The sequence below is a fragment of the Proteus genomosp. 4 str. ATCC 51469 genome (assembly GCF_003144375.1).
In the GTDB taxonomy this organism is placed as follows: domain Bacteria; phylum Pseudomonadota; class Gammaproteobacteria; order Enterobacterales; family Enterobacteriaceae; genus Proteus.
The window spans coordinates 33,109-49,898 of record NZ_PENV01000019.1 but is presented as its reverse complement, the minus strand read 5'-3'; the positions used below and the strand labels follow the sequence as shown (position 1 = coordinate 49,898).

The window sequence follows — 16,790 nt, the reverse complement described above, 5'->3', positions numbered from 1 at the left end:
AATTATTTTAAATTTTCATATATTGATACAACATTGTTAAATCAAAATAAAAGTTAAATACTATTTTTTATTAATAAACACATCTTTTATTTCATTTTATAACGCATATGGTGTGAATGAAAAAAAATTATTATTTCCTCTTAATAATAAAAGCTACTTTTTATTCTATTTGATTAAAATAACTCCTTAGCGTATTATTTCTTGAACAAATTCCAACTTAACCTATCAGTTACAAATTGAATGAAAAAAGAATAAAAAACATTATTTATAAAATGTATGGTTTTATTGTCATAGACAAAAAAAGAGCAAGGTTTCCCTTGCTCTGATTTAATATCGGAGTGCTTTTTAGATAGTTACATAACTTCAATTACAACGATTAATTTGAAAACCACTTCTTATTAATCTTAATCAGCGACATTCTTATCTGGCATATAGGAACCAATATTATAAGCTTCTAATTTTGGTGCCTTATCAGAATTTAAGTCAAAATTTAATATTGTTATTGTTCCAGGTGTTGCAGGTAATAAAAACTCTGGAGATAGATTTAAAAAGACTTTGCAAGCTGCGCGGATCACACCACTATGCACAACAGCTAATAAATCACTATCTTCTTTACGTACCCATCCTTGTAATGCAGCACCAATACGATCGCAAAAATCAAACCAATTTTCGCCTTTAGGAGGCGTATATGTACCTGCTCGCCAATTTTTATATTTGTCTGCATGGTGTCTTATAAGTTCTGGTTTTCTTTGTCCTGTCCATTCCCCCATATTTAGCTCACGCAATAACGGTTCTTTAACTGCTTCTGGATGACCGACAATCTCTGCGGTTTGTACTGTTCTGCCTAAATCTGACGTAATAATCCGAGTTGGGGATAACAATTTAATGCTCTCTTTTATCGCCATTGCTTGATTAATACCTTTTGGTGATAAACATGAATTAGCATGTCCTTGTAAGCGCGATTCCATATTCCATAAGGTTTCACCGTGTCTTAATAAAATTAGTCTCATTATTATTCCTTAATTTAATGGTTTAAAGACCATATCCAAGAATTTGGAACCAAGTAAATATCGCAATAGAAATTACCGATGCCCCAACAAAACAAGTAATTAATCCATATTTCATTTGCTCTAACACACTAAAGTAGCCGCTTGAGAAATAGATAGTATTTACTTTCGAATGTGGTGGTAAGGTAATGGTATAAGTCAGTGTAAATGACGCTGCTAATGCCAATGTAACCGGGTCCATGTCCAATGTTTTAGCAAGTGCAATAATGGCTGGAATTAAGATGGTTGTTTTTACTGTTTTACTGGTAAAAATTAAATGGCTATACATGCAGATAAAGACAACCACAATATAAACCATTGTAGTGCTCATATTTTCTAGCCCAAGTCCATAAACCATTTTACCAATTAGCCATTGTGCGCCTTCTGTAGATTCTAAGGTGTTACCAGCCGCATAAGCACCTGCTGCAAATATCATTAGATCCCATTTGATATTGGCTTCATTCCACGTTAATAAGCCAATACGAGGCATCAGGCAAAGAATGGCGGCAATAACAGCGGTCATATAAACGCTAATCTTGAAGCCAAACATATCTTGGTGATAGCTTTCGGTTGCCCATAAGAACACTGCCATTAAAAAGATATACATGGCTTTTTTCTCATTCTTAGTAAGCGCACCAAGCTGAGAGCGTTCTTGTTTTAATTTTCCCAGTGAACCTTCGAAATCCACCTCTCCTTTGAAGGAAAATAATTTTAATCCAATAAAAAAGGAGATAGTCATACCAACAATTGCCAATGGGAAAGAGGCAATTAGCCAATCCATATAACCAATAGAACCACCTGCTTGTGAATTAATAAATCCAACCGCAATAATATTGGCAGCAGTTCCTGTCATAACACCGGATGTTGCTAAAGCGTCAGCCTGTACCCCTTGCAACATCATTAATTTCCCGTAATTGCTTTTTCCAGGGATCGCCTTATGTATCTCTAATAAGATCATACAAATCGGCACCATTAATGTCGCACGTGCTGTTGTTGAAGGTACAAAGAAAACTAAACAGAAGTTAATTAATATCAGGACAAATAATGCTTTTTTGGGTGTCTGACCAAAGTTTGTGATCATCCATAAAGCAAAGCGTCTGGCGATATTCGATTTGATCATCGCTGAAGTTAAAACAAAAGCTGAAACCATCAACCATATAACGTCATAACCTAGCGTCCCAAAAACAACTTTCTCTTTTGCTACAGTGCCTGTTATTGGTAATAACACAATGACTAGCATCGAGGTTAAATAAATAGGCAAAGAACCACAAACCCATAAAATTAACGCAGCGCAAAAAATAGCAATCGCTTTTTGCCCTTCAATACTTAATCCATCTGGCGTTGGCATAAAAAATAGAACTAGCAATACTAATAGAGCTAAAGGTATTCCTATTGTTTTTAACGTTATTTTATTACCGTTTTGTTTTGGTGATGATGGCGCTGGTTTAGCGATATCATCTCGCTTCGCAGTCTTTTCCATAACCGATTCCTCTTAATATGTAGGGTAGGAAAGTTCAGTATAGAAATATTGAGGTATAAAGATAATTGTATTAATATATTATTACTATAAAAATAATTTATGGTTTTGATATGAATTTAAGCCAATTAGATGCCTTTCTATTACTTGCTAACGGTTTTAATGTGACAGAAACCGCAGAGCGCCTATTTTGCACTCAGCCCAGTGTCAGTATAAAAATTCGAAAATTGGAAGAGGAGTTACAAACAACATTGTTCGAAAGGATCAACAATCGGCTTTATTTAACGCCTCAAGGTAAGGTATATCAACAATACGCAACCCAGATTATTAATTTAGTAAAATCCTCTTCTGAGCATATGCGACAATTTGATGATCCCTCTAAAGGTGAAATTAAGTTTGGCGCTAGCCATTTTGTTGGTGTTTACCTGTTACCACAAATTATGGCGCAATTTAGAGAACAGTATCCTGACGTAAAACTCAGCATGGATATTTCAAGTTCGACACAACTTATCCATAAACTTGATACCCAAGAATTAGAGTTTTTAATCATGTCAGATCATATCTATTTAGATCCGACTGAATATCATCTTGATACCTTCCTTATCGATCCCCTCGTGCTTATTTGTTCTCCAACACATTGGTTAGCCAAAAAGAAACATTGCAGATTTTCTGATATTGAATCTGAAGTTTTTCTGATCAAGCCAGAGCACTCTGCCACTCGTGATTTTTTATTAGACAGGATCAAAGAAAATAATAAAGAGATCAAAAATATAATGGAAATAAATAGCTTAGAGGGGATCAAGCAAGGTGTTATTCATGGATTAGGAATTTCTGTTTTATCTCGCTTATCTATTTTACAAGAATTAAAATCAGGCCTTTTATGTGAGATTTCTTTTGATGATATTCAATTTAGCCGAGGCATTCGTTACTTTCATCATAAAGAAAAGTATATCTCTCCTGCTACTAAGAATTTTTTATCCGTTTTACAATCTCAAGCTCAGATTTTAACTAAAGATATCAATAAATAAATTGATTATCCAATCTCTTATTTACCTTGTTGTAGGGATATTCGCGTATCAATATCTCTGTTAAATCGTTATGATACATCCTCAATTTTCTACCTTTTCTCTAATACCGTTTAAAAGGATTTTATGCGTAAAACACTCTCATCCTATCACCCTATTCTTTATACTTTGAGAGTGGCGCAACGTCGTTTATTTCGTTCGCTAAGCTGGCGATTTTCAGGCCGGAAATACAGTAGAGACATTCAACCAAAACAACGACTTTTATACCGTTATCTGAAACATACATCTAAATTAATTAGTCGCCGTGGCGAAAGTGATATTCAATTACAATACAATAAAATAACAAATCTTAAATTAGTTGAAACAGCACTTGATGGCGTCATTATCCATCCTGGTGAGTATTTCTCTTTTTGCTATCTAGTTGGAAAACCTAGTTATAAACGAGGTTTTATTGACGGCATGCAACTTTCTTACGGTGAGGCTAGAAAAGGTGTCGGCGGCGGAATTTGTCAGGCAAGTAATTTAATTCATTGGCTAGCACTACATTCTGAATTAAAGGTGATTGAAAAAGCTAATCATAGTTTTGATCCTTTTCCTGATGAGGGAAGAGTTCTTCCTTTTGGATCTGGCGCTGCTATTTTCTATAATTATGTGGATTTAGTTTTATATAATCCAACACCTTATGATTATCAAATTAAATTACATGTAGCAGAGCATCAATTAGAAGGAGAATTGCTCTGTAGCGAAACGAGGGAGTATCGCTATCATATCTACGAAAAATCCTCTTCGTTTATCAAAAAAGGAGAGCATGTGTATCGCTGCAATGAAATTTGGCGAGATATTTATACTAAAAATAATGTAGGTGCTTTCCCTAAATTACTGAAATCTGAATTACTTTATAAAAATAGTGTTGTCGTAAAATATGATATTTCAGATGAACAATTGGATTAATCACAGTAATTATTTTTAATATTCTAAATTAAACTTCCTATTATCAATAAAAGATTACATTATTCTTAAAATTAAGACTTTATTAAAATATAGCCTACTTTTTATTTGGAAGTCATTGAATTATCAAATAGAAACTATATCTATTTATTAGAGTCAAAGAATGGTAATTATGCTTCTATTTAATAGGTAATATAATGATGATAAAACTTGATTATCCACAAGAATTAGAAGTTGGTGATATCGTATTTACATGTATTGGTACCTCTTTATTTCGTCAAATTTCCTCCGCTTCTTTATGCTGGAGTAATCATGTTGGCATTATTGTTGGCCATAATGGTGAAGATTATTTAGTGGCAGAAAGCCGTGTTCCACTATCAACAACAACGACATTAACTCGCTTTATTAATCGTTCATCAGGTAAACGCTATGCAATACGCCGTTTATCAACACAATTATCAGATGAACAAAAAAATGCACTTATCGCACAAGTCCCTGAAAGATTAAATAAGCTTTACCACACAGGATTTAAATACGATTCTTCCCGGCAATTTTGCTCTAAATTTGTTTTCGATATTTATAAATCAGCACTTTCTATTCGTGTAGGTGAAATCGAAACCTTCCAAGAGTTATTAAGTAAAAATCCCAATGCTAAATTACAATTCTGGAAATTATGGTTTATTGGGCAAATTCCTTGGGAAAGAACGACCGTCACTCCAGCGAGTTTATGGCAACATCCTCATTTATCTTTAATTTATCGTAGCCATGAAAGTATTAATTAACACATCACATTAATATGCTACGAAATAAAAAGAATAACATAGCCTTCCATTCTTTTTTTTATAAAAATCAGGACAAAAAACTCTCCCTTTCTTTGTAATAGGGAGAGTTTTGGTGTAAAACTAAAAAACAATATTTTGTAAATATGACTTAATTATTATTTATCTATTATTCGTCATTTAGGGATCACCATGAAATACCAAGATGTTACGAAATCACCCTGTGAGAATGCTTATTTTTTAGTTTTTAACCTCACCCACTCACCTGAAAACCGCGAAATTCTGATCGATTTTTGTAATAATTTTTCTGGCCTAATACGTAGTATGAGGACACGCTTTCCTGAATTGGAAACAAGCTGTGTAATGGGATTCGGTGCAAATGCATGGACAACATTATTCCCCAATCAAGCAAAACCCAAAGAACTAAATACCTTTAAAGAAATCAAAGGTGATACTTATACTGCGGTTTCTACTTCTGGCGATCTCTTTTTCCATATTCGTGCTCTCAAAGTTTCAGTTTGTTACGAATTAGCTTCTATCATCAGCCAAAAGCTAAAGAATATTGTTACACCTGTCGATGAAGTACATGGATTTAGATATTTTGATGGGCGTTCTATTATTGGTTTTGTTGATGGAACTGAAAATCCTGAATATGAAGATGAGCGTGCTTCTTATGCCGTTATTGGTGATGAAGATCCTGAATTTACAGGAGGTAGTTACGCCTTTGTACAAAAATATATTCATGATATGGAAGCATGGGAAAAACAGCCTCTTATCGAACAAGAAAAAGTCATTGGTAGACATAAATTCAACGATGTTGAATTAACCGATGAAGAGAAAGAGCTCGGTTCTCATAATGTTGTCACTAATATTCAAGATGAAAACGGTGATGATTTGAAAATTGTTAGAGCCAATATGCCTTTTTCCAATCCATCAAAGAATGAATATGGTACTTATTTTATTGGTTATGCACGTTATTTTTCAACAACCTATCGCATGTTAGAAAATATGTTTGCAGGCACACCAGAAGGTCATACTGATAAATTACTTAAATTCAGTACCCCTGTAACAGGCACATTATTCTTTGTTCCATCACCCAAGTTTATGGATGATCTAGCGTAATTTTCATTGTAAGTAGATATATAGGGCGGTATTTATATATCTACTTTTTATTCTCAGATAGCAGTTCTATTTCTTGGTTTATCTTGTTCAATAACAATTCAAAATTAGAGTAAACCTGCCCATAATCATCGATATATTTCCATCCATACCAATAATTTACTCCTATTTTATAAGAGGTATCAAATACGTTATTTAATAGTTTAGCAATTTCTTCATTAAGTCCTGGTTCTTTATAAGAATGAACTTTCACACCAATATAAATATTCGAACTATCTTTTTCGATAGCAACAGAAAATTTATTTTTATTATAATCGATTAAAACGCCAACATACTTTTCATTTATCTCACAGTTGTCATCTGAAAATTCTAACTGAGGATAATCATTTTTTATTTTATTTCCCCATAAAGTAAAAACTCTTTCTATTTCTCTAATTAAGAGAGTATTTAACTTTTTTCTTAATGATTCTGTATCATTAATGATATTTTTTATCTCATCAATTCCGTCATCAATGTAATTATCAGATACATTTATTGCATTAAGAATATAGTCATTTATTTCATCATTCATTTTATTTTTTTCTTTTTCATATTTATTTAGAAATTTAATTTCCAAGCTATCTTTATATTGATAAACAAAAGAATCAAAAACTTTATTATTTTTATCATTTTTATTTATCTGAGGGTAAACATCTTTTTCTAACCACATTAATATTTCACATTCAAATGAAGAAAGTTTAAAATAAACCTTATTACTCTCTTTATACTTACCAAGACTCTCAGGCAGGTAACCTTCTTTTTTATATCCCGTTAAATATAAAACAAAAATATTCTCTTCTTGATACCCATCAGAGATAAATTTTTCAATATATCTTTCTAATTGTCGTTCTTGATCTGGCGCATTACAAACTTTACTTTCTATTATGATTGCATAAAATCCATCTTCAATACTAATATCAACTCGATTCTTTTCTGTTTTAATTTTTAGTTCTTTATAATTAAAGATAATTTCTTTCTTTAAAACCCGTTTTAAAAAAGAAGGGATAAATTTATACTCATTACCTTTTTTATTATTTAATATTTTCTTTAAAATAATACTATGCTTATTTTCATTAATATTAAGAACATCGACTAAATTAGTAGAGCATAAAAGATTATCTTCTAATTCATCATGTTTTAAAACCGTATTTCTTGCTAAATTTATGATGGTTAAGTATTTGTTTTTTACTGATCCATCACAAAAATCTCCCTGTTTATCAAAACCAGTCATATACCCTCTTAAGAAAAAAACCATCATAACGATGGTTTTTTATCTGAATCAATTATAAACCAAATACATTGACATAAAATTCTTTGCCATCATCCGTGCTTTCGATGGTATAAGTAATTGGAATAGAGTTCTTACCGCCTTTACCTTCAAAAGAAAGTTCAGCAGCACACGAATAAGTATCTCTTTTTTCGTCATGTTCACGTGTACGTACACTTTCCACTTTGATCTTAATTTGATCGATCACGGCTGCCATTTTTTGGTCACGTAATTCGTCTTTTGTAATATCAACCACTAAGTTCTTTGCTTCAGTACTATCACAATTAGGTGTTCCATCACCACATCCAACCAAAGGTAATGTTAATGCGCCTAATAATGCTAATTTTAGAATTCGAGTTTTCATGCTGATTATTTCTTCCTTGCTGACAAGATAAAATATTTTTCAATATTTTACCTAATAATTATCTTGCAACAATATCGAGTTATAATAGTTAGAATAAGATCACGATAGAAATTAATATTAAAATTTTAAGACAATCATTAAGTAAAACCGGTGGTTTTTAACACTAATATTAATCTACTTCTGCCACTTGTGTTTTCATTACACCAATAATATCAACTCGAATATTACGAGTGTCTGCCCGTCCTTTATCATCCACGGCACGAATGCGGTAACGGCCACTTTCTTTTGGCTGCCACTCTATTGAACGCTGATTGGTACTGTTTCCCAAATAAGCATCGTCAACAAACCAGTAAATTATATTACTGTCATTATCTGCTGTTGCATTAAATACAATGGATGTATTCGGCGTTGATGTTCGTTTAAAGGTGTACGTTGTATTTCGTAATGGCGATAATATACGAGGAGGTGCTCCTGTCACTGCCATATCCCCATTTTTACAATGAGCAGTAGAAGGAGGGGTTCGCTTCGGTAGCCCTGCTTGAGCAAATACTTTAGCTAAATCAGAAGGCCAATATTCAAAAATTTCGATATTTACCTGATCTTCATTATACGGGGGACAGACAACTTCTCCCGTCGTTTTATCAATTGCTAGAGGCCGATAAATAGTATCCACTTTAATCGGTGATTTTCCTGGAATAAACCATGTTTTACCCTTACGTTGACACCATGGCGTAGGTAAATTACCACTCGCCAGACAAATATCGACTTGTTTAATATTTTCAGGCAGTTTAAATCGAGGCTCTTTTAATTTCGGATAGTCTGCAACTATATTATCTATAATATTAAAAAATAGAGGTGCAGCAGCTTCGGCACCAATTAATGCGCTGTTTCCTTTACCATCAAAGTTACCGATCCAAACCACTAAAACATAGGGGCCGAAGATCCCACTACTCCATGCATCACGAAATCCCCAAGAGGTGCCTGTTTTCCAATAAATGGGTAAAGCCATAGATTTTTGCGCCAAAGTATCATCAGGTCTTCGATGTTGCCCTAACATATCTAGCGTGATAAAACTTGCTTCTTCACTTAGCAATCGAATAGGTTTAGCAATAGTATCCGTACTTTGCATTCTTAATGGTTTAAGCTCTCCTTGATTAGCTAATATTCCATAAAGCTTTGCTAACTCTTGCACCGTAATTTCACCGCCTCCAAGCACCAGCGATAAACCATAATGTTTTTCACTGGCCATATTACTAACACCTGACATTTGTAAAAACTGATAGAGCGTAGGCTGTTTCAATTGCGAAGCTATAGCCACTGCTGGGATATTTCGGCTGTAATTGAGAGCTTGAGTGGCAGAAACAGGCCCTAAAAAGCGTAAGTCAAAGTTCTCTGGCGCATAACTGCCAAAGGTTGAAGGCACATCTTTTAAAATTGTTCGAGGGTGTAAAATGCCTTGCTCTAATCCTAATGCATAGATAAAAGGCTTTAATGTTGAACCCGGTGAACGCTTTGCAGTGGTTCCATTAACTTGCCCATGAATATCCATATTATAATAGTCTGCCGAACCAACTAGCGCTTTAACCCCCATATCTCGTGTATCAACGAGGATCACTGAAGCATTTTTAATACCAAGATGTTTATTTCGCTCAATAAAGGCATCAACCTGCTTTTCAACTAATCTCTGTAATGGAAGATCAAGCGTTGTCACTATAGTTGTGGATTTTCTTGGATTAAATTTTTCTTGTTTTTCTATTTGTTCCACGAAATGAGGAGCAATATAAGGCATTTTTTCTGGTTGACGTAACCGAAGTGGTAATTGAAAGAGTGCTGATAAATTGGCATCTTTAGGATGCTCTTTTAACCAATAATCATAAAGCTGGTTCCGTGTTTTCATTAAAGAAAGACTAATACCATCGGTATTTGGCTCTATCCGATAACTAGGTGATTGAGGTAATACGGCAAGTGTTAACGCTTCAGGTAACGTTAATTCTTTAGGACTTTTATTAAAGTAAATCAGGCTTGCTGCCCCAACACTCTCTATATTTCGCCCATAAGGTGCATAGTTAAAATACGCTTCTAAAATATCATGTTTTGAATAACTAAGTTCTAATTGAATAGCGCGTAATACTTGAACAAGTTTTCCCCCTACATTTCGCGTATTTAATTGCCAATGTATACGCGCTAATTGCATTGTAATTGTAGAGCCACCTTGTAATCGTTCACCATAAATATAACTGACGAAAAAACCACGAATTAAACTGTAAGGGTTAAAACCTATATGATAATAAAACCAGCGATCTTCATATCGCATAGCGCTCTCAACCATTAAAGGCGAAATGTCGTCTAAATCAGTCCATAATCGATAACGCTCATCATTAGCAAGTGTTAAGCGAAGTAGGTTGCCATTGCTATCATAATAAGCTGTTGAAGATAAGAAACCCTCTGAAAGAGCTGGATGAGGAAATAATCGAAATACTACACAAAAGAGGGCAACTAAAAAGCCACCCATCAAAATATTTTGTAAAACACGCTGACTTCTGAGACTTCTGACCATCTTAGAATAACCACAAATCAGCGTTTGAAACCCAACTTAATTTCATTTCACACTGCCATTATTTAGCGTCGGTTTATTAACAGTCATAACTCCTTTACCAACAGCTAATGCTTGTATTTCTCTATCATACATCGCTTCTGCAAAAGCTGGCGGTATTGTAAATACCCCAGAATTAGTCGCTTTAATTTGATAAACAAATTCTTGTACCTGTTGGTTAGCCCTACCATAAATAATGACTCTGTCTTCTCGAATATCACTGTATTCTGGTGACCAGCGTGTTCCTTTTGATCCCGTTGGTGACAACCATTCCACTTCAGGGTTATCAACATCATCCAATGATTGTTGTACGACCTCAAATCCTCCCGGAAGTAAGTCCACCAGCACAACATTATCAACACCCTGCTTTGCATTGGCTCTGACTTTTATATGTACATAAAGCTTTTCACCTAACGTTGCACTATTTACAGACTCACCTTTTTCATTCACGTAATCACGAGAAATTTCTAATCCTCGTGAAAGCGCTTCTTTAGGTTGCTCACTATCAAAACCAGACTGTGTAACAACATACCAAGCAGGATTATTTGTTGAGTTATTAAATAAAACTTCATTAATACCTGCACCAAACTGGCCAATCGCAGTTGCATTTGTCATTGATGAGATCACTATTGGCGGATTTTCACCTTTTTTAACACTCACAGTTAATGGTTGTGCTGACGCTGTGGTGCTTTGGATCTGTTTAGTATAATGCTCTAATGCCAAAATACTCATCGCTGATGATTGTGTGGTATAGCGCTCCTCTTTAAAGCGCAATACCATATTCTCTAAGAGCTGCGGTGGAATATCAGCAGCTTTTTCAGGAAAATGTTTCACAATCAAATACAATCTTGTACTGTCTAGAACCAGCGGATCTAAATAGTTTTGCGACCACCATGCTTTACTATAAGCCTTGCTTAGCTCTTGCCATGTGGGCTTTAACAACTCGTCAGCTTGCTTATCCATTTTCAGCATTTTGTAAGAAGCAGCTAAATATAAAGCACCTAAATCACTCTGCCATGTTTTTGGATAGTTCTTTTGCATACGCGTTTGAATAGCGGCTATTTCACTGGTAGTAACTTTGCCTTGACGTGTTAGCAAATAGACTGCAAAAGCACGCATTCTAAGTTCATCTTGATTATTTAACCCTACATTGACGGCAAGCTTAGTTAAATATTCATTAGATGATCGCAATAATGTATCAGATACAGGGTAATTTGCTTCTTGTGCCTCTAGTAAAAATTGAACCACATATAAGGTGACAAAAGGGTCTGTCGATGGTGTAGAGCGCCATGTTCCTATCGCCCCTTGCCCATTTTGACGAGTGAGTAATGTCGCCATTGTTTGTTCAAGCTGAGAACGAATTTTATCTTGTGAATAGATCGCCTTCATTTCAGGGTTACGTTGATGGAATAACAACGGTATTGCCTGACTGGTTATTTGCTCTGAACAATTATAAGGATAATTAGCTAGATATTGAGCTAATGCACTACTGAGCACCAAAGGAGAGTAAGATACACGCGCATCTCTTTGCGCATACTCATCATACATTTGACGAATATACGTGACACTCTGCTCTTTTCCATCCATACGACCTAAGCTTGACTGAATTCGATAAGCTGAAGCAGGGCGAATAGAAAGATTCATCGTTCTTTGAGTCACTTTGCCTTCATTATTCACTGAGAACGTGATAGCGCCATTACCCAATTGCGATTTTGCTTTTACTCTAAAGGAAACTACCGTTTCTTTTTTCTCACCTAATTCTAGTTGATAACTCTTTTGTCCTATTACCTCTAATTGAGGTTCTGGTGTTATCGTGACATCCAGTTTTGTTTTAACACCATTAAGATCAGTGAGATTATTTGCAATACCTAAAGTCACATCAAATTCATCATTTGGTGCGACAGTCGTCGGTATATGTGGGCTTAATACAAAATCATCACGCACTGTAGTATAACGTTGTGCATTCCCTATACGATTTTGAGTAACAGATATCGCCATTATGCGGATCTTGCCATTAAAATATTCAGGCACTTTATAATTAAAGACAGATCCACCCTCTACTTCCGTAATACCAGACCAATAGGCCACCGGTTCTTCTTTTTTACGTTTGAATGGGTTTAAATAGAGATCAACTCCTTCTCCCGCATCTCCACCTGGTGCCGATGTCAGTGACATCATTTTGCTAAACTCAGGCAAGATAAGATCGAGTATTTGTGTACTTTCAACTTCTAATGATCGTTTACGGAAGAAGTAATCCAACGGATCTTTTAATTTATATCGTGCAACTTGTAAAATGCCTTCGTCAACAGCAAATACAACAACTTTTTGTGGAGTTTCTGTTTTTACGGTGATCGGCAAAGTCTCGCCTGGCTTAATAACCTCTGGTGATTGCAATTCAATATTAGCTTGGAAATTTTCACGACTCACTTTAAACGGTATAACACCATAGCTAAGTGGACTCATAAATATTTCATCAGAGTTAATATCTCGAACAAATTGGACATTGATATAACCATTACCTTGTAACTCATCAGGAACACGGATCTTTTGTACTGAACTTGTTGTTGATGATGTAAACCACTGCCAATGATAAACCTTATCTTTTTCTATAGTGATAATGCCACTGCCGATATAAGGCGCATTAATGGCAATTTCTATCTCTTCACCAGCTTTGTATGTGTCTTTGTTTAAAGTGAGTTGTAGCTCTGCTTCCCGATCAAGAGATCGCGTAATATTCGCGTTTCCTGCGACCGTATAATTGATACGGTTGAGCACATTACCTGCTTTATTTTTGACTAATAATACAAAATTACCCGGTGTTTGCGTCTCTAATAAAAAGTGGCTACCATTTTCATCAATAGAAAATGGTACTTCATTAATAAAAACTTCTTTTAATTTAGATTGATATTTATAAACACCCGAATTTTGGCGAGTTAAAACAGAAAGGTATTTTTGCTCATAACGTTCTAGTGTGAGCGCCTCTTGGGTGACTTGTTTTAATGTTGGATCAATGGCGATGAAATTGAGATTACGTTGTGCATTTTGATTGATATAGTCAAGTGTTCCGTCTGCTTTTACACCAACGAGATAATCGTGAGGAGATACCATTACACGGGCTGCGGCAGTAACTGAGCGACCACTTCCTGCATCAAAAGCCTCAGAGATAAGTTGTAATTGATAAGTTGCATCATCATAGGACTCTAGCCCTAAATCAATATCAGCTATCCCTTCATCATTTGTTGTCGTCTCTTCTAACTCTGTTTCAAAGCTATCATGATTACGGCGGTTTTCATAAAAACGATAATCAGAATAACGTGAGAAATTAGGATAAATTGGTCGTAACGTTAATTTAGATACAACACGTCTATCTTGTGCTGGTGTACCAAATAAATTTTGTACGTCAATTGATGCTTTTAATTCAGAAGGTTTAACCCACCCTTGTTGCCTATTAGGTTTCAAATTAAGTGCAACTTTAAGTAAATCAGGTTCAAATTCTTTAACGACAATGCTCGTACTGCCTAATAAACTGGCATCTTCATTATTCTTACCCACCAAGTAAAGATAAATATTCCAATCTCCAGTAGGCGAATTTTCTGAAGTAGTATAACTCAATTCATTAAAACCAAACTCGTTTAATGTCATGGACTTATTTAACATTAATGTATTACGAGGATCACGAATTTCAACACGTAGAGGTACACCATCAATAGCCGTTTTCCAGTCAAATGTCCGTGTAATTAGCCCAATATTGAAAGTTTCACCAGGTCTATAAACACCTCTATCAGAAAAGAGAAAACTATCAAGAGTCCGAGGATCATTGGGCGTTTCATCACCATAAACATCAAAGCGAGAAAGATTTAGTTGTCTATCGTAATAAGCATTTGTCGGTAAAAATGAAATATCCCCTTCTTTTTCCACTAAAAAAAGAACCGCAGTTTGTTCATTTCTAAAGTCTTTAAGCGTTGGAAAAGCAACATGCCCATCAGCATTAGTTATTTTGCTAAGTAACGTTGTTCCGTTTTTAGCAATGACAGAAACTTTCGCGTTACTAACTGGTTCACCACTATAAATAGATTGTACAAAAACATCTCTTGAACCATTAATCGAGGATTTCGCGATAATGCCTAAATCAGTGACAACAACAAAGCGAGCATCAGAAACCTCTTCATCATCGTCATCGTCATCTTCATAATATTCTTCATCTTCATCATCTGTTCTTGATGCTTTGTTCGGCTCCCAAGAAGTCAGTTTTAATAAAAATATGCCACGTTTAGCATTAGGATCAGCAGATAAATAGCGACTTAAATCGATACCCTTATATTGGGTTTCACCTTTATTTTCATTGTTCAGCGCTGTTTGATAAGTAAAATGCTCTGTAAAATATTCATCATTCAGACGATTAAAATTCGTTGAAGTAAAATATTTATCTTTAAAAGAAACGATATGTTGTAACTGATTTGGAATAACTCGCTTAATATCTAATTGTAACCCCGGAAGATTACGAGCAGAAACGGTGATCCGTTTATCTCCTGTCATAGAAAGTAAAGCGCCTTCAGATACAAAACTCAGCATTTGTGGATAATCAGGGACACGGACGATTTGATAACGATCTTCTTTTAATTGGTATCCGCCAACAGAAGTTATTCCACTTGAGATTTTAACCAATAAGGAGCGATAAGCAGGTGCATTATATTTAAAAGCAAAGGTAGCCTGATTTTCTTGCTCATTATCACTTATCTCAAGTGTTAATTTTTCTGACTGTTCAAGAATAGTGTTACTAACATCATTCAAATTCCAATCGTAATAATCATCTTCACCTTGGTTAAGGTCAGCATTTTGTATTTCTGAATTATGTTGAGGTAGTAGCCATGCACTAACTTCATTTTTTATCTCTTTCTCATTCAATGCATCATTTAAAGAAACAATAAGCACACGTGCATCTTTACCATTTTCAGACTCAACAAGCTCACTTTCTATATTGGAAACACTAAGGCTATATAAGCTTGGAACATCCACGCTATAGGTTTTTTCTTTTGATGTTGAATTTGCTGTCACTGCACTCGCAACACCAGGTGCAATTTTAAGGAACACTTTGCTACTAATATCTTTTAGTGCTAACTGTTCAGAATGAACCCATGCCGTTAATTTCTTATTATCATAATTAATAATGTATTTTAGTTTCTCATTATCGCCATATTTCATTGAAAGCCGTTTTTCAAAGCTCTGAATATCGACAGGGGCATTAAATGCAATTTTAATAATGGCGTGCTTTTGAGCAGGATTCTGAGGATCTTGATAAAACTCACTATTGCCTAAACGATAATCAAAAATGGACGTTTTAAATTCATATTTTTTTAATTTAAGTGAAAACTGAGGTGCTAACAACTGAGATTCATCGAGTTCTATTCGATATTCGCTTCCCATTGCAAATGGTTTTTTCGCTGTAAAAACAAGGGTTGAACCATTTTGCCAATGCCAATTACCCTCAATCGCAGGTGTTAATGTCACACCTTCAGTGACTTCTTTATCAATAAGTGTAATCGGTGCGGCAGAACGTGAAAAAGATAACGTTATTTTCTGTGATTGAGGATTGTCACTGGCATAATTGATTGGCGTAGGGGCAGTCAATTTTATATCAACTTTTTGCACAACAATGGGAGCAACATCAATAGGAACAGGGCGATTAAGATAACTGTGATAACCGTAGTAACTACCGAATGATGCGACTAGAAGAAAAATAATAGAACCTAATACCGTTTTCGGGTGATCCACCATACCCTTTTCAATATTTCTCAAATGCCGAGCAACAAAACTAATCCATATAGGTGTACTCCATTGTATTTGTCCTATAAACGGGCTAAGTATTTTTTCAAGAAGACGAATACAAAAAACAATAGCCCAACCCAATAAACGGATCAGTTTAAACGGAAGGCTAAGTAAAAAGCGCAATACATCCATATAGATAGTCCTAGATTGCTCTGATAAAGATACATATTTTTATCAGTAAAATTAAGTCAAAAATTGAAATAATTAGGGTTTCTGTAAGTGAATAAGCATTAATAAATAAGTATATAAAGACAGATTACATTCTTAATATTTTTTTCCTAGCATTCAACTCTATTTCAAGACTCTT

At 34.8% G+C, this 16,790-nt stretch carries 10 protein-coding genes; 4 read left to right on the top strand and 6 right to left on the bottom strand.

Going from position 1 to position 16,790, the window contains the following annotated elements:
• Nucleotides 1–404: 404 nt before the first annotated feature.
• Together DK866_RS16440 and DK866_RS16435 are read right to left on the bottom strand one after the other, a co-directional pair.
• A complete protein-coding gene (locus DK866_RS16440) occupies nt 405–1,010 on the bottom strand; it encodes a histidine phosphatase family protein (protein WP_109409767.1) in 606 nt (201 codons plus the stop codon).
• Between the two features lie 22 nt (nt 1,011–1,032).
• A complete protein-coding gene (locus DK866_RS16435; protein WP_109409766.1) occupies nt 1,033–2,526 on the bottom strand; it encodes an SLC13 family permease in 1,494 nt (497 codons plus the stop codon).
• 110 nt (nt 2,527–2,636) lie between these two features.
• On the opposite strand from DK866_RS16435, the gene DK866_RS16430 reads away from it, so the two are divergent.
• From DK866_RS16430 to DK866_RS16415, 4 genes are all read left to right on the top strand, one after another.
• Entirely contained in the window at nt 2,637–3,551 is a 915-nt protein-coding gene (locus DK866_RS16430) for a LysR family transcriptional regulator (protein WP_109409765.1), read from the top strand.
• A gap of 123 nt (nt 3,552–3,674) precedes the next feature.
• Entirely contained in the window at nt 3,675–4,499 is an 825-nt protein-coding gene (locus tag DK866_RS16425; protein ID WP_109409764.1) for a VanW family protein, read from the top strand.
• 197 nt (nt 4,500–4,696) lie between these two features.
• Nucleotides 4,697–5,278, top strand: a complete 582-nt coding sequence (locus tag DK866_RS16420; protein WP_109409803.1) for a YebB family permuted papain-like enzyme — start codon at nt 4,697–4,699, stop codon at nt 5,276–5,278.
• 189 nt (nt 5,279–5,467) lie between these two features.
• Nucleotides 5,468–6,397, top strand: coding sequence for a Dyp-type peroxidase (locus DK866_RS16415; protein WP_109409763.1), 930 nt, complete (start codon nt 5,468–5,470; stop codon nt 6,395–6,397).
• A gap of 40 nt (nt 6,398–6,437) precedes the next feature.
• On the opposite strand, the gene DK866_RS16410 is transcribed toward DK866_RS16415, so the two are convergent.
• The 4 genes from DK866_RS16410 to DK866_RS16395 form a co-directional block, all read right to left on the bottom strand.
• The gene (locus tag DK866_RS16410; protein WP_162557024.1) at nt 6,438–7,664 is read right to left on the bottom strand and encodes a PD-(D/E)XK nuclease family protein; all 1,227 of its coding nucleotides are present in this window, start codon (nt 7,662–7,664) and stop codon (nt 6,438–6,440) included.
• 52 nt (nt 7,665–7,716) lie between these two features.
• On the bottom strand, nt 7,717–8,064 hold the full coding sequence (locus DK866_RS16405) for a hypothetical protein (protein ID WP_072070169.1): 348 nt from the start codon (nt 8,062–8,064) through the stop codon (nt 7,717–7,719).
• A gap of 169 nt (nt 8,065–8,233) precedes the next feature.
• On the bottom strand, nt 8,234–10,621 hold the full coding sequence (pbpC, locus tag DK866_RS16400) for a penicillin-binding protein 1C (protein ID WP_109409761.1): 2,388 nt from the start codon (nt 10,619–10,621) through the stop codon (nt 8,234–8,236).
• 42 nt (nt 10,622–10,663) lie between these two features.
• Nucleotides 10,664–16,615: an alpha-2-macroglobulin family protein gene (locus tag DK866_RS16395; RefSeq protein WP_109409760.1), complete on the bottom strand. Its 5,952-nt coding sequence runs from the start codon at nt 16,613–16,615 to the stop codon at nt 10,664–10,666.
• Nucleotides 16,616–16,790 lie beyond the last annotated feature (175 nt).

Excerpts from the sequence above, each read along its gene's own strand:
- DK866_RS16440 (WP_109409767.1), bottom strand. The coding sequence starts at position 1,010 with ATGAGACTAATTTTATTAAGACACGGTGAAACCTTATGGAATATGGAA.
- DK866_RS16435 (WP_109409766.1), bottom strand. The coding sequence starts at position 2,526 with ATGGAAAAGACTGCGAAGCGAGATGATATCGCTAAACCAGCGCCATCA.
- DK866_RS16430 (WP_109409765.1), top strand. The coding sequence starts at position 2,637 with ATGAATTTAAGCCAATTAGATGCCTTTCTATTACTTGCTAACGGTTTT.
- DK866_RS16425 (WP_109409764.1), top strand. The coding sequence starts at position 3,675 with ATGCGTAAAACACTCTCATCCTATCACCCTATTCTTTATACTTTGAGA.
- DK866_RS16420 (WP_109409803.1), top strand. The coding sequence starts at position 4,697 with ATGATAAAACTTGATTATCCACAAGAATTAGAAGTTGGTGATATCGTA.
- DK866_RS16415 (WP_109409763.1), top strand. The coding sequence starts at position 5,468 with ATGAAATACCAAGATGTTACGAAATCACCCTGTGAGAATGCTTATTTT.
- DK866_RS16410 (WP_162557024.1), bottom strand. The coding sequence starts at position 7,664 with ATGACTGGTTTTGATAAACAGGGAGATTTTTGTGATGGATCAGTAAAA.
- DK866_RS16405 (WP_072070169.1), bottom strand. The coding sequence starts at position 8,064 with ATGAAAACTCGAATTCTAAAATTAGCATTATTAGGCGCATTAACATTA.
- pbpC (WP_109409761.1), bottom strand. The coding sequence starts at position 10,621 with ATGGTCAGAAGTCTCAGAAGTCAGCGTGTTTTACAAAATATTTTGATG.
- DK866_RS16395 (WP_109409760.1), bottom strand. The coding sequence starts at position 16,615 with ATGGATGTATTGCGCTTTTTACTTAGCCTTCCGTTTAAACTGATCCGT.